We start from the raw sequence: 15,233 nt of genomic DNA on the forward strand, positions 1-15,233 counted from the left end.
ATATTCTTCAATACAATTTACTCGAAATCTATTTAGCATAAGTTAGAATAAAATTGAATTTTATGGAGGTGGATGAAATTGTTATCCACACGCCATAGTGGAATCTAAAATAATCAATAATTCTTTCGATCTCTTAAGGTTCATCTTGCTAGTCCTAAGGAATGATTAACTTTCAACTCTATCAAAGATCAATAGAGCGAGATTATTGTCGTGAAGATGCATAAATCAACGAAGCATCTGCCAATATAATTGGAATATTACTTGGGTTGTTTAGTGGAGTGATAGGAAACAGAAAAATTCCTCAGGATATGAAGAAAAATGATTTTTTAATAGAGATTTTTACGGCAAAAATAAGGTAGGAGCTAGAAACGCATAGACTACTCCAATTATAATTAAATAAATCAAGATGCCAATAGCCCACGGCAAATTAGCTCTTATCACTACTCCTTCCTTTCTGACATACTTTGTAGTAGATACGCCAGCACTAGCTGTCTGCGGAGCTACTGGCTTCGCTAATTCTGCCCCTACAGAGTTTAATGCAGGAGTTAAACCTATAGGTAATCCGGCTAATCTAGCAGTTGTTACTTGAAATACTCCGAATAGTGCATTTGAAGATGTGTTACTACCAGATAACGCACAGCCTAACCAGCCAAACAATGGAGACACTATTATAAATACTAGTCCTAGATCACTTGTCTTCCACGCTAATGAGTAAGCCATTCCGCTAAAATTAAATACGTAAGCTAAACCTACTACGAAAACACCCGTTAATATACCTCCCCAATATTGCATAAATGATCTTTTTATAGCTTCTCCCATGATTCTTGGAGAAGCTCTCAAAACTATTGATATTACAATCCAAGATACTAATATTGAGGTACCGGCAACAAATGGATTAAAAGCGAAGCTAACTGCAACTTTTTTATGGAGGAGTGTTGAAAAAGCTGGCTGCTCTAAAGTGGCTATTGATACTTTAGTTAATGGTGACCACGGTCCCGTCCATAAAGTCACTATTATAATCAGTATTATGAAAGCGGACCATGCCATTATAACATCTCTAGTCGTATATTTTTTATCATTCCCTCCACCCCCATTAAGTTGCCTCAAGGATAGAACTCTTTTAGGCCTCCAGACTCTTAAGAATAAGAGCAGTATTATGAACGAAACTAGTGATCCAGTAATGTCCGGTAAATAGGGTCCCACAAAACTCGCTATAGGATATTGACCTAAGATGTAGGCTAATGAGGCTACAATAGCCATAGGCCAAACATCCTTTATTCCCTTCCATCTATCAACCAAATATAATAGTATCCAAGGCGGTAAAAGCGCTAATATTGCCACTACTTTAGCGACAGACGAGGATACAAATAGTAAAGGTGATCCCGGAGTTGCAGCAAGGATTACGATCGGTGTTCCTAAAGCACCAAAAGACACCGGGGCATTGTTAGCTAATGCGGAAACTTGTAGAGCTTTTAGATCTTCGAAACCTAAAGCTATGAGTAATGGTGCAACGAAAGCCCATGGATATCCAAATCCTACTAAACCTTCTAATAGAGCGCCAAAAGACCAAGCTAAAAGAACAGCTTGAATCCTAGCATCATTTGTAGAATTTCTAATTACCCAATCCTTAAATGCATCGAACTTCCCTGTTAACACTAATGTATTGTAAATAGTCAATCCCCAGAAGACTATCCATGATATTGCCCACGTTCCAACTAATGCACCAATAAGCCATGCATTCATTACTTGCGTAACTGGGGTTCTCCAAACTAATATAGCAACTAAGATTGTTACAATTGATCCTATTAATGAGGCTAGCCAAGCAGATAGCCTTAACCCGGCTAATAGGATAAGTAGAACAATTATTGGAGTTAGTGAAGCTAAAATCGTTAAGCCTACATTTCCTGTTGGGTTTAAGGGTTGGGTAAACATTTTAATTCTAGTTATAGAAACCATTTTTCTGATTTTTAAAGTTATTTTTAACACTTAAGCAAACAATTTATGTGCACTTTGTAAAAATGTTATTTTCTCTAATGATTTGATTGACATTTTTTACATTTATTATTATCTTAACTTGCCGGAAACGTTTAAATATTAATATGAGGAAGGAGTTCTATATAATGTAAGTTAGGTCTAATATAGATGGAGAGCAAAAGAAGAGTGAAGAATCTTATTATCGAGAATACCCATATGATCAAAACTGAATATAGCTGGTATAGAAGTTTTAAGAGGTGTAATAAATGTACTTAAAGAAGAAATTTGGTGAGGATAAATACAGTTGGTTTTCGTACTGTAGGCAATAGAATAAAGCGCCGTAGTAAGCAGTTTCAGTGAGAGAATTAAGTTTATATAACTCCATACTAGTATTTTTTACAAAACGCCAGATGTGGGCATGTATCCCGAAAGGCTTGCATAGTCCAAGATGTGCGGGTTTCCCCACTTAGATGGTGGGTTGGGGTTATCCCGCTAATGGGGCGTAGGAGGATGAGGGCGAAGAATTCGCTTGACTCCCGTGAAGCCCAAGGGTCGATATCAAATTATATGAGATCCGATGAAACGCAAACCCCTTTAAGACACTTCTTGTCTTATCTAATCTTTCGCCCTTATCACAACAACAGAAGGATTAGGGAAGAGATAGAGTTAAATTGTTGATTAATGTTGAGACAAGCTAGAGCTCATGTTATAGTAACAGCTTATGCATTTGAACTGAATTTTGAAGCAAAGTTTATTAAACAAAAGGAAAAAACCTAGCCTCTTAAGGTGAAGGAGATTTAGTTTATAGCGACGTTCTGAAGGTATAGAATAAACTATAAATGTGTGAATATAGTGTGGTAATGAGGATCTAGCAAAGTCCAGTTGCATAAACAAGCTAGTTAAGATTTATTTTTATACTCATATGATTGCACTCTATTTAGTTTAGTATTTAAGCTTAGCTTTCACTAAAAAATTCTTAGTAAATCTGATGGGAAATATAATAATTATAAGGGCAAGACTACCCCTTTAGGGTAAGGGGGGAGGTAAGAGAGACCATAACCATGGCTTAAGATCTTTAGTTTATTACTCAAATATATCCAAAATATGTTCATTATTTTAGTGTTGATTAACTTTATTTCTCAGTAATATTTATTCAATTATCTCAGCTAACTTTCTAGGATTTCCTTCCATTAACCACCTAACTGCATTATTAGGATCATCGAATTCCCTCGAGTCAAAATCATAAGCCATGGCAACTCTCCAAGGATGTGTGACTGGAGAGAAGAAGTCCTTATTGTATCCTGCTCTCATTCTTAAAGACTCATATCCGCGGTTATTTATTAATAATATCCTTACATCTAAACTATATCTAGATGCAGTCCATAGTGCTTGAGGAGTATAATTAAAACTTCCATCTCCTAATATTATTAACGACTTACCTCCAGCAGATGAATATCCTATCCCGGCTGGTAATGCCCAGCCTAACAATCCTGCTCTATTAGTATAGAAGCTATGCTTTCCTTCAGAAAACATTTTTCTTATAATTTCTCCATGGGAAGACGCCTCGCTAAATACAGTATAACCATTAAGTTTATCACGCAAATTTTTCATCACGTTATATATCTTTTCGTCAATTTTCCTTTCCCTTATAATGGATATACTTTTTTCATTCTTTGGCTTTACTAAACTACTCAATTTGATCAAGAAGTCTTTGATGTTACACACTATACTACTCCAAGGTCTCTTCCTCGCTTCATTTAAGTCTGAAGTTATTTGTATAGCTTTTTTCCACTCTATTTCCTCATCGGCATATAATACTCTGTGTAACTCAGCCCCAACTACTAGCACGAAATCATAATTTCTTATTATTTTATTTATTTCACTAGCCCTAGTTGGTAGGGTATCAGTAATCTTTACCCCTACTGATCTAGATAAATATGGTTCAACATAAATTGGAGTTTTCAGTTTTTCTGCTAAGGTCCTTAACTCCTCCCATGCCTCATAGACATCTATCTCATATCCTGCTATAATTGCAACCTGGTAACTTGAATTTATCCTTTCTGCTACCTCTTTGACGTTAGTGTCATCGCATAAATTACTATATTTAATCTCCCCTTGGTCTATGTATTCTTCATGAGATTCAATATCCGCAATATCATAAGGTAAAGAAACTATTACCGGACCGTAGGGTGGAGAAAGGCAGGTTCTTATGGCTCTATTGAACGATTTAATAACTTCTTTAGAGTTCTTTATCACAATGTAATCCTTTACGTACGGTAATGAATGGAAATTATAATATAACATCGGCTCATCAACAAAGGTATGAGATGCTTGTTGACCTACTATAATTAGTAAGGGTGATTTATTATGATAAGCTGAATAAATGTATCCAAATGAATTAGACAAGCCTGGTCCGGCATGTAGGTTAGAAATCCCTAATTTCCCCGTTTTAAGATAATATCCTTCACTCATCCCTACAGCTATACCATCGTGTAATGCCAAGTAATAATTCATGTTTTCTGGAATATATTTTAAAAACGGTAATTCAGTGGTTCCAGGATTGCCATAAATGGACCCAGTATACTTGGCTAGTATTTTATAAATTTCATCAGCTATTTTAGGCATAGGATGTGTTTATTCATGAACAATATAAGCTTTTCTTTTAATGTTTTTTTAAAGATACAATGATTAAAAACTAATAACGAAATAAAATTTACAAAAAATAACTCGAAAAATTCTAAAAAGAGGTAGAAAAGCTTAAAAACTTATTTTCATTTGATAAACTTAGAATGGCGAGAAAGTATTATATAACAGTAGGGGTTTTAGCACTAGTATTCATTATACTCTACTCCCTCTTGCCAATTTATTCTAAGGATTCTCCTACTCTTTTAGGGTTACCACTATTTTACTGGTATCAAATGATACTAATGCCAATAGGTGCTATAGTATTTTTCATAGTAATATTAACGATAAAGGATTGAGAACATGGATGGCTTACATGTCTCAATAATTTCAGTTATATTATTTGTAATCCTTTTCGCTATATTCGTATTTTTAGGATTTTATGGAAGCAGGTGGAGAAGGGGAGATCTATCAAAACTTTCAGAATGGGCTTTAGCTGGTAGAAGATTAGGTCCCTATCTGATGTGGTTCTTATTGACAGCTGATTTGTTTACAGCATATACTTTTATTGCAGTCCCCTCGCTCGTTTTGGCAAGTGGCCCTATAGGTTTCTTCGCTGCCTTTTACTCTGGAGTTACACCATTTATTGCACTTCTCTTTATGCCCAGATTGTGGGCAATATCCAGAAATAGAGGTTATGTGACAGCTGCGGACTTCGTTAAGGAGAGGTTCAATAGCAAATTACTTGCTGGTTTAGTTGCCATAACTGGTGTTGTAGCAGAACTACCCTATATAGCCTTACAAATAGTTGGAATGCAGGCTGCGTTATTTATTTTATTATTAGGTTTAGGAGTTAGTAACATTACTTTAGCAAGCGATTTAAGTTTATTAGTATCATTCATAATACTCGCAGCTTTCGTATTTACCAGTGGATTGAGAGGGGCTGCCTTAACTGCAGTTTATAAGGACGCTATAATTCTTATCAGCGTAATAACAGTTGTAATATACGTCCCATTAGCATTTGGAGGCTTTTCAGCTGCCTTTCATAACGCAGCCACATTAAGCAATCAAATCAATCTAGCTTTAAACCACGTTAATAAACCCATTTTCTACAATTATTTACCTAATACTATTTCTGCATATTCAGCCTATATATCCTTAGCAATTGGAAGCGCTTTTGCACTATACCTTTATCCTCATGCGGTCAATGGTAGTGTTAGTGCAGATTCTAAGCAATCTCTTAAAGTATCTCTAGCTCTACAGCCATTTTATTCATTAATATTAGCTATTATAGCTTTGTTCGGCATACTAGTTTACGCCGATATTAACGTAGTAAAGTTCATAAGTTCTGTAAAATCTGGGGCAATAGCAGTTCCTGCATTAATTGGATACACTATGCCAGATTGGTTTGTTGGAATCGCTTTATTAGGTATTTTCATAGGTGGGCTAGTTCCAGCAGCTATAATGGCTATAGGAGCAGCTAATTTACTGACAAGAAACATCATTAAGGAGTTTAAACCTAATATGTCTTCTAACACTGAATCTGCATTAGCTAAATGGATTTCTACAGCCTTTAAATTCCTAGCCTTGGTATTGGTCTTCACTACTCCAGCAACTTATGCGATACAACTACAATTACTTGGAGGAATAATAATATTGCAAACATTACCCCCCGTATTCTTGGGATTGTATACGCATAAGCTTAATGGTTATGCGCTGACAGGAGGATGGGTAGGAGGGATGTTTAGCGGGATTTATCTAACACTTTTAGCTAATCACTTCGGACCATTGAAGACTTCTTCATTCTTAACTCCTATAGGACCGATGTATATTGGTGCAATATCAGTTCTAATTAATTTGGCTATTGGATTAATAGGTACTGGAATAGCATATGGTATTGGCTGGAGACCAGTAACGAATATTAAATCAGAAGAGCTAGTTTAATTTTTTAAAAATATGCTAACTTTTTTCTACAGTTGTAGTCTTTTACAAAAGTTAAATACATCCTAAACAAAATCACTAGTATGATAGACTTTCATTTTCATGCTCCAATAAAGGAATTTCTAGATTTTTTGGGAGAATATGAAGAATCCGCATTAAAGTACTTTAATGCTAAAGTCGAGGTCAAAGGATTAAAAGAAATCCTCGATTACTACGAATCCTTCGGTATAAGGAGATTTGTGGTTTTACCAATAGATTCAACAACCTTTCTAGGTAGGAGAATTCCAAACGAGGTCATCAAAGCTGATGATAGGATAATCAAATTTATTTCAATAGATCCGCTAAAGCATAATGCCGTAGAAGAGTTAAGAAAATTAATAAAAGAATATGAACCGGTTGGTGTGAAACTACACCCTCAATTACAAGGTTTTCATCCATTAGATGAGAGAGCATTAAAGGTATATGATGTAATTAATCAGCACGGTTTGGTAACAGTTTTTCACACTGGAACTTCTGGAATAGGGGCTGGTGTTAAATCCCAGATAAGGTTAGATTATGGAAGACCCATATATTTTGACGAAATAGCAGTTAGGTTTCAAGACACGAAAATCGTCTTGGCACATTTCGGATGGCCATGGACTGAAGAAGCAATAGCTATTTCTCTACACAAACCTAACGTTTACTTAGATCTCTCTGGTTGGGCTCCTAAGTATATACCAGATGTAATATGGAAGTACGCTAAAAGGCTTAATGAAAAATTACTGTTTGGCTCAGACTTTCCCTTGATAAAACCAGAAAGATGGGTTAAGGAATTTTCTGAAGTAAATATTAGTCAAGACGTTAAGGATAGAATTCTAAAATATAATGCTGAAAATCTAATAAAGGCTGTAGAGCATTTCTAACTAAAAAATAAACGATTTAACTTTTTGTTAGATAACTTTTTATTACATTATGAGTGAATAATCATATGTCTTTCTTTAATTTAGATGAAATAAAAAAGCTGGTTAAAAAGAACAACTCAGTATTAGTAGTGTGGGACGTTCAAGACGCTTTAGTAAATTCAATATTCAATAAGGACGAATTCATAAACAAGCTTAAGGAGTTAATCGATGCAGCAAGGAAGAATAACGTTCCGATAGTGTACACTATGATTACGCCGTTTCCGGAGAGATTCCAACCAATAATTAGACGTTCATTTAACCCTGGCGATATATATAAAGAAGTCTATCCTAAGGAAGGTGATGTAATATTAAGGAAAAACACTCCAAGTATATTTGTGGGTACAAATTTTGAGCTTATGCTAAGAAATGCTGGAATAACGTCCATAGTTTTCACCGGGATAGCAACTGATATAGGTGTTGAAACTTCAGCTAGACACGCACAAGCCTTAGGATTCATTCCAGTTATAGCTAAAGAGGCAGTCTCATCAGCTGATAAACAAGCCCATGAGAGGTCATTAGCAAATATGCAAAGGCTGATGCTGGTGTTAAGCAATAAGGAAATAATTGAACTTTGGGAGAAGTCTTAAATTCTTTGAAAGCCTAGACAATAAGTATGCGTGAGACTCTTTTCAATTCGTCTCTGAGCGCTAATGTTTACAAAGTGAGGAAAGCCTCGCCTTTTAAGGCGGGGTAATATTTTTAGTGAAGGAATATTATTGGGGAGGAGGGAAGCCATAAAGCGTAGTGAAAACGTGTCCCTCCTCCTCAATATATATCCCCAAGTCCCGAGGAGAGTGGAGTGTCGCTCAAGGGATAGTGGTAATTTGACTGAAGACCCGGACATTGGTCTACCGCTAGACAAATGGAGTTGGGCTTTAAAGCCAACTACAATGAAGTGATGAAGGCGGTAAACTTGTGAACTGCTCTAAGGGAACCCTCTAAGGGGAGGAGGTCAAGTTGTAGACGAAGTATATATTAGGGAAAGGATGATGACGTTATAAAGATTTAATAACTTTGTTAAGTAAATATCACATATGGTAACTTTAGCAATATATAATCACCCTATTGAGACTTTAGGAACTTTTAAAAAATATTTCTATAATGTTAAAGAAATTTATGCAGAAGAACTGAAGGGTAATGAGGATTTTGAGGAACTAGTAATTATGGGAGGACCTATGGGAGTTTATGATAGAGATAAATATGGATTTTTAGAAACTGAGATGCAATTGATCAGAAAGGCTTATTATCAGAATAAGAGGGTTTTAGGAGTTTGTTTAGGGTCTCAATTAATTTCAGAAGCTTTAGGGGGGAAGGTAATTAAAGGCCCCTATGGTGTTGAGTTAGGAGTTCAGAAAGTCAAGATAATTGGAGAGCTATCGAATTTCTTAAAGACTGATGAGTTATTAGTCTTTCAGTGGCACGGAGATACTTTTTCTTTGCCTATAGATGCTGTCCTTTTGGCATACAACAGGAACTATTTCCAGGCTTTTAAAGTTAAAAGGATCTTAGGTTTACAATTTCATCTGGAAGTGAATTCAGAAATGATAAGGGAATGGGTTAAGAATTATGGAGGAGATGCTAGCATTGTAGATGATGTGAAGAGAAATGAAAAAGAATTAGAACATAATGCTGAAAAGATCGTAGCTTTCTATAAGTCATTATAGATGAAAAAGAAAACCCTCGCCCTTTAGGGTCAGAATAGTGTTATAGCTATTAGTTTGTTCTCAGTCATTTCAATCATGGTTTCTCTAACTCCCTCTCTTCCTATTCCAGTCTTCTTAAATCCGCCGAACGGTAATGAGTCCCACCTTAACCTTGTACTATCATTTATTATAACTGCTCCGAATTTCAACTGTCTGCTTATCTTTAAAGCCCTATTTAAGTCATTGGAAAATATCGCTGATTGCAAACCATATTCTGTTGAATTGGCGATGCTAATTGCTTCCTCATCATTCTTAACACTCACAATTGGTGCAATTGGTCCAAAAACTTCAGTTTTTAGCGCTAACATATCTAAGTTTGCGTTGGTTATGACTGATAGCGGGAAGAAATATCCAGAATCTGAACCCTTGTTTAATATTTCTACCTTACCTCCTTTAATCTTTGCGTCCTCCAATACACTATTTAGCTTCTCTACACTCTCCCTATTAATAACTGGACCTACGTCAGTAGTTTCGTCTAATGGATCTCCTACTCTTAGGCTTTTTACTTTCTCGTAGAATGCTTTAGCGAATTTATCCGCGATCTCCTGCCTTACTATTATTCTTTTTCCAGCATTACAGTTTTGTCCTGCGTATTCAAATCTCGCTCTTACCGCTATTGAAGAAGCCCTATCTATGTTGGCATCTTCCAAAACTATTATTGGATCTGATCCCCCTAATTCCATAATGATCCTTTTCCCTAATGCTACAGCCTTGGAAGCTATACTTAGCCCAGTTTGCGTAGATCCGGTAAGCGTAATTAATCCAACTAAGGGATGCGTTATTATCTCGTCTCCAATCTCATTGCTATATCCCGTGACTATTCTTACAGCACTGTCTGGAAGTCCAGCTTCAACTAAAATTTTTTTCATTTCAATTGCTGATAGTGGCGTGTTTATGCTAGGTTTTACAACTACTGAATTGCCCACAGCTATCGCAGGAGCTACCTTATGAGCAAAGGAGTTTATCGGAAAGTTAAAAGGTAATATAGCAGTAACTACACCTATTGGTTCTCTAGTACTTATAACTATCCTGTTCTCGTTACCAGGAGGATACTCATAAGCATCTACCCTATAATTCTTGCCCTCTAAAACTATCGATGCCTCTTCCGCAGCTTGCCTAAATAATCTGGATGCCCTTAAAACTTCTACTCTAGAATCTTTTATAGGCTTTCCAGCTTCTGTCGCCAACAGCCTAGCTAACCTCTCTTGTTCCCTTTCTATGATCTCCGAAACTTTTCTTAAGATATTTGTCCTCTTGTATAACGGCATCTTTGAGATCTCTTCAAACCCCTTATAAGCTTCTTCTATCTCTCCCCTAACCTCATCTTTACTCATCCTCTTAACTGTTCCGATAACTTTCAAATTTGAAGGAGAGCGTATTTCAATATTTTCTGTCATTATTCATTATTAAGATCTCCAATTTTAAAACTTTTGCAAAACATATAAACCTTAAATATATCCTTTAAACTAACTGACAAAGGAAGGACAAGCCTCGCCCTTTAGGGCGGGGTAAAGTTTTTAAGTGAAGGAAGATCATTGGGGAGGAGGGAAGGAAAAAGTAATGAGAACGTGTCCCTTCTCCTCAGTACATATCCCCAAGTCTCGAGGAGGGTGGAGTGGGGGCTCCTCTACCCAAGAGATAGTGGTAAAATGGCTGAAGACCTAGCTATCGCTGGACGAGTGGAGCGGGCTCTAAAGCCCACTAGCTATGAAGTGGTAAAGGCGGTAAACTTGTGAACCGCTCTAAGGGAACCTTTAGAGCGGGGAGGAGGTCAGAATTTAGTCTTTGACTAGCAATTCAGTGTTAATAAAAAGCATTAAGGTAAGAATCTAGATCTTCTCAATATCTTAGAAGTGAGTTCTATATTTACGGAATATAGGTTTATAAAATCAAATAGAAAATTGTATTTATGCGTAACTGAGCAGCAATCTACAAGAATTTCTCTTAGTTTAAACACAAAATTGAAACATTCGACTAGTTAAACTATTAGAAGCCTAAAACACGCACGTGAACTGCACTTAGCATTCAACAAGAAATAAGGTAAGATGTTGAAAATATCCATAGTACAATTTACTCAATCCATAAGTCAGAATAAAATTTTATTGAGTGAACGAAATTGATTTCTACATGCGCAGTTATGTCAGCTAATATCGCTAGTTTCCTCTATAGCTTTTGGAATAGTCTTACTACTGTTCTGACATTTTAGTATTACTGGAGAAATCTGTTAAAGTCCCTTATCTTCATGAAATACAATGGGCTACGAGGAGCAGTCCAGAATAAAAACTCAGCTTTGAAAGGCTATCTTTTATTTTCACTTTATAACCCAGTTATAGAGTGTGTATCCAGCTAATACTGAACCGTTAACGTCGTTGAACTCCATGCCCACTTGTATGGCGTCCAAGTAGTATCCTTCCGGTGTGATGTTAGGAAACACCTTCTGAATGAAAGAGAAGCTCCCCTCGATCAGCTCCGAGAGCGGTACTGTCACGTTTCCCTCCAGCTGAATCTCGCTAAGGAAGTAGACCCCTATCCAACCGTTGGCAGACCCAGTGTGTGGGATCACGTAAACGGAGAAGTTATCCTCAAGGGGAGTCCCATTGACTACCAAGGTGGCCTGCACTTGTCCCTCGTATATGAAGTAATTGGAGAGGGTCTCGTTGTGGTACAGCCAGATCATCACCTCTACGTCAGGGAACTCCAAGTAGGTAGTGTTGGGGTTCTGCGTGAGCCATATATCGTAAGAGAAGTCGTCTATTACACCCTTCTTTAAAAAGAGGGAGTAGGAAAGGGTAGAGGTGAACTGCGGTAACTTGGTTACCATCAGAGGAAGGGGTAACAGAGGAGAGACTTGAGTGGAGCCGGTGAAGGGGAACCAGTCCTCTTGTCCATACATAATTCCTGGGTAGCCGTCCACGGATATTGATGGGTTGACTTTCTTAAAGTGAGTGAAGTTGATGTAAACGTGGAGGACGTGCCCTATGTAGGTCAAGTTAGCCTCACCGTTGGCGCTCTTCATGTTCCACAGGAATGGAGAGACGAAGAGAGAAGCGTTAGGAGTGTAGACCTCTGCCATCGCGTATGCACTATCGCTCTGGTACTTGCCTAGGACAGTGAAGGTGCCAAGCTCATTGAAAAGGAGTAACTTCCCTGAGTTTTGTGTAGAGCAGGAAGTTGAGCTCTCCTCAAAGGAGCTTTGGGTAGACGTCGAGATACTGGAGGTCGTCTGGGTACGACCTAGTTCTTGGATTAAGGTCACTACCAATGTCACTACTAATGCTATTGCTACTATACCTAGGACAATTTTTCTTTTCATTGTTAATAGTAAAGCGCAGAGTTTAAAAGCATAGGTTAGCTTGATTTTTTCAAGCATGTGGAAGGTCAGTACACGACTATCACGCTGACTATAAGAATGGCTTCAGTCTCATGATGTCTGATAGAAAGAACGGCAAACCTCACTTTTTGAGGGTATAAGCTTTTAATCTTTTCTAACTTTTCCTATGGCACTCCCTTCTGGTCAACTTCAAGAAGATGAGGAGCGGGAACTCTCTCCCGCAATATCAGAAGGGAGTGTCCGTACAATCCTTGTTAGACTATTCCCTAATGGTTACCAACAGAAGAAAATAAAGCTGGTAAACGCATCAGCAAAACTGTGAAACGAAATCAATTACGAGAGAAGACAGCAGTTCTTCCAACATAAGGGAGTGGATCTTAAGGACACTTGGGACAAGTATTATGAAAAGTACAAAAAGGTTCTAGGCTCAGCTAACGCTTTTTTGAGCTTATAAAGTTGAGGAAAGCCTCGCCTTTTAGGGTGGAGAGGAAAAGTCAGCTAAATACCACTTCTACACTAAAAAACTTTTACCCAACTCCTTAAAGGACTAAGCTTGCTTTTCCTTTGTTAATTAATCCGTTAGCTAAATCTGACTTCCTCCCCTTTTCCTTCATCGATTCGTGCTTACATCTCTCATATGTCGAGAGGCTCAGAGAACCATAGAGGTTCATGACTGCAATAACATCACGATCATTCTCATAACCACACTTTATACAATGAAAATACCTATAAGCTACTTCTTCCATTTCTTTTCCGCACTTTGGGCAATGGGTAGAGGAATAATGAGGGTCAACATAAACAACCTTTAGCCCATGCTTCTTAGCCTGCCACTCAATCCAGTATTGAATCCTACGGTACTGCATGAGATAGAGTTTTTATTTCTAAACTCAGAGGGCAATTTCTTCACATTTTTAATTAGGTTATTGAGGTCTTCGAGGAATATAGCAGAAATATTAAACGACTTAGCTGTATCAATAACCCATTTACCCACCTTTTTTGCAGAGTCCTCTAAGATGTTTTTAGCCTTCTTATGGTATGACCTAATTCTGTTAAGGATCCTTCTATTCTCCTTCCACCTCTTCTCATACTTCTTCTGTAAGCCCTCAGCTAATGATTTGTAATGATGAGCATCCTCTAATCTTGTGGGTATCCTAACGTACTGTTCATCGTCTTTACCAACAACTACCTCAGCCATGTTAATATCAATTGCGACACCGTCTTTAGCCTCTGGTTCCTTCCATTCCTTTAGAAGAGTGACCGTTAAGTACGCTTTGCCTTCCTTTAGCAATAGCCTAGCCTCTCTCATTTCTCAGTCCTTGTATTCTGACAAGCTCCTTGGATAGCCTAGTATTGGTATTTCACCAACTCCTATTTTCCTTACACTCATTTTATCGAAATCAATGGAATATGATTGTTCTGGTGTTAACCAGACAGATACCCTCATTTACTACTGGATACTTACCACGCTTGGAGTTCTTCAACCACGACTTGTATATTGCTATAGCGTTTCTGTTACAGTCTACGGCAACCTTTGACGGTAGATTAAACTTTTGCCTTAGTGTTTTGTAAGTACCCTTATGAGTGTCTTTTAATAACCTCTTTGGCTTGTTCTCTCTTACCAATTAAGGACATAACGTAGGCCTTTTTCATAATTAGAGACAAGGCTGAGCAGAGGGGAGGTAGGGGGAAATCTTCAAACTGTAGCTCTGATTTCTAACCCAATCTTTTTAGTCCCTCTACTCATAATAAAGGGGTAAAGGAAAGGGGTTTATATACTTTTCATCCTCACCTAAAGGGCGAGGCTTTCTTTTTCTTTTGTATCGTTAGTTGATTTTTAAATTCACAATCAAAAGATGTTTTGATAGTTATATTCATATATTAATATATCATTACTCATTAATCCTAGTAAAAATAATAAGTTTAAGTTCCGTATATATAGTGTGAAAAAGCCAAAATTGCTAACGACAATTTTAAAGACTATTGCTAATAGTGATGGATCTGTACTTATCAAGGACATACCGTTGAGTAAGAAGACCCCTTTAGGAAAATTATATAAGGCTCTATTATTGTTGAAAAAATTGGACGTAATTGAGATTGAAGGGGATATTAAGTCAAATAGGGCAAGAATAGTTCTAAAGAGAAAATACGATTTCCTTAACTTGTCTCATGATGTTAAAGTAATTTTCAGAGGGGATAGAACTAAGATAAAAAGTTTCAAATATAACGCAATAGCGTTGAAAGAGATGGATAAAATAGAGGTTTCTAGTTATTGGACAGCTGATTATAAGTATAGAACAGAAGTTAAGGTCTATGTCGCTAAGAGGGAAAAAGGTGAAGTGAAACTCTATGAGAAACAGGTCAGTCAACAAAAAGCCTATCTTAAATGGATTCTTAATCCCCCCTTACAAGTAGGAGAGAGTATTCGTTATGGCTTCAAAGTAATTCAAAAGAATTACTTTACATTTACTAAGGAAGAGACGTTAAAGGTGTATAGAGATGAGGAAATGATGGATGGCTTACAAATTTCTACACCCACAATATCTGCTAAACTTGAAATCACTTTTCCTAAATGTTACGAGTTTGAAGGAGTTAAGGCTGAGAAATATGATATAGTGCTCTATGAGGGTCCTCAAGACCCTGTGAAAATCCCAAAGGAGGTCGGAGATTTAATAGTAGAAACTAACCAAATAAGATTATATCTCTATTCACCTCCCTTAGGAA

The 15,233-nt window shown here is 37.1% G+C and carries 13 protein-coding genes and 1 pseudogene; 9 read left to right on the plus strand and 5 right to left on the minus strand.

Going from position 1 to position 15,233, the window contains the following annotated elements; all coding sequences use genetic code 11:
• Positions 1–339 precede the first annotated feature (339 nt).
• Together DMP16_RS03645 and DMP16_RS03650 are read right to left on the minus strand one after the other, a co-directional pair.
• Complete coding sequence (locus tag DMP16_RS03645; protein WP_143576901.1) at positions 340–1,932, minus strand: L-lactate permease; 1,593 nt, start codon at positions 1,930–1,932, stop codon at positions 340–342.
• Between the two features lie 1,191 nt (positions 1,933–3,123).
• On the minus strand, positions 3,124–4,599 hold the full coding sequence (locus DMP16_RS03650) for a thiamine pyrophosphate-binding protein (protein WP_069281404.1): 1,476 nt from the start codon (positions 4,597–4,599) through the stop codon (positions 3,124–3,126).
• 164 nt (positions 4,600–4,763) lie between these two features.
• Here DMP16_RS03650 and DMP16_RS03655 point away from each other — a divergent pair, with 164 nt between their 5' ends.
• The 5 genes from DMP16_RS03655 to DMP16_RS03675 all read left to right on the plus strand — a co-directional run bounded on the left by DMP16_RS03655 (position 4,764) and on the right by DMP16_RS03675 (position 9,142).
• A complete protein-coding gene (locus tag DMP16_RS03655; RefSeq protein ID WP_069281402.1) occupies positions 4,764–4,955 on the plus strand; it encodes a DUF3311 domain-containing protein in 192 nt (63 codons plus the stop codon).
• Between the two features lie 4 nt (positions 4,956–4,959).
• The gene (locus tag DMP16_RS03660; protein ID WP_069281400.1) at positions 4,960–6,540 is read left to right on the plus strand and encodes a sodium:solute symporter; all 1,581 of its coding nucleotides are present in this window, start codon (positions 4,960–4,962) and stop codon (positions 6,538–6,540) included.
• 80 nt (positions 6,541–6,620) lie between these two features.
• Positions 6,621–7,439 (plus strand): amidohydrolase family protein, encoded by an 819-nt coding sequence (locus tag DMP16_RS03665; protein WP_069281398.1) that lies wholly within the window; start codon positions 6,621–6,623, stop codon positions 7,437–7,439.
• Positions 7,440–7,504: 65 nt separating this feature from the next.
• Complete coding sequence (locus tag DMP16_RS03670; RefSeq protein ID WP_069281396.1) at positions 7,505–8,065, plus strand: isochorismatase family cysteine hydrolase; 561 nt, start codon at positions 7,505–7,507, stop codon at positions 8,063–8,065.
• Positions 8,066–8,512: 447 nt separating this feature from the next.
• Entirely contained in the window at positions 8,513–9,142 is a 630-nt protein-coding gene (locus DMP16_RS03675; RefSeq protein WP_069281394.1) for a type 1 glutamine amidotransferase, read from the plus strand.
• 29 nt (positions 9,143–9,171) lie between these two features.
• Here DMP16_RS03675 and DMP16_RS03680 read toward each other — a convergent pair whose 3' ends face one another.
• On the minus strand, positions 9,172–10,581 hold the full coding sequence (locus DMP16_RS03680; RefSeq protein ID WP_185957809.1) for an aldehyde dehydrogenase family protein: 1,410 nt from the start codon (positions 10,579–10,581) through the stop codon (positions 9,172–9,174).
• Positions 10,582–10,716: 135 nt separating this feature from the next.
• Between DMP16_RS03680 and DMP16_RS10880 the strand changes: the two genes are divergently transcribed.
• Positions 10,717–10,917, plus strand: coding sequence for a hypothetical protein (locus DMP16_RS10880; RefSeq protein ID WP_069281390.1), 201 nt, complete (start codon positions 10,717–10,719; stop codon positions 10,915–10,917).
• Positions 10,918–11,492: 575 nt separating this feature from the next.
• On the opposite strand, the gene DMP16_RS03690 is transcribed toward DMP16_RS10880, so the two are convergent.
• On the minus strand, positions 11,493–12,254 hold the full coding sequence (locus DMP16_RS03690; protein WP_231961200.1) for a hypothetical protein: 762 nt from the start codon (positions 12,252–12,254) through the stop codon (positions 11,493–11,495).
• Positions 12,255–12,309: 55 nt separating this feature from the next.
• Between DMP16_RS03690 and DMP16_RS11305 the strand changes: the two genes are divergently transcribed.
• Complete coding sequence (locus DMP16_RS11305; RefSeq protein ID WP_231961199.1) at positions 12,310–12,528, plus strand: hypothetical protein; 219 nt, start codon at positions 12,310–12,312, stop codon at positions 12,526–12,528.
• Positions 12,529–12,678: 150 nt separating this feature from the next.
• Complete coding sequence (locus tag DMP16_RS10885; protein WP_069281386.1) at positions 12,679–12,834, plus strand: transposase; 156 nt, start codon at positions 12,679–12,681, stop codon at positions 12,832–12,834.
• Positions 12,835–13,122: 288 nt separating this feature from the next.
• On the opposite strand, the pseudogene DMP16_RS03695 reads toward DMP16_RS10885, so the two are convergent.
• Positions 13,123–14,184, minus strand: a pseudogene (locus DMP16_RS03695) (RNA-guided endonuclease TnpB family protein).
• Between the two features lie 268 nt (positions 14,185–14,452).
• On the opposite strand from DMP16_RS03695, the gene DMP16_RS03700 reads away from it, so the two are divergent.
• Positions 14,453–15,233 (plus strand): hypothetical protein (locus tag DMP16_RS03700; RefSeq protein WP_185957808.1); only part of this gene is annotated, 781 nt, incomplete at its 3' end.

The organism is Sulfolobus sp. B1 (assembly GCF_007050195.1).
GTDB lineage: Archaea > Thermoproteota > Thermoprotei_A > Sulfolobales > Sulfolobaceae > Saccharolobus.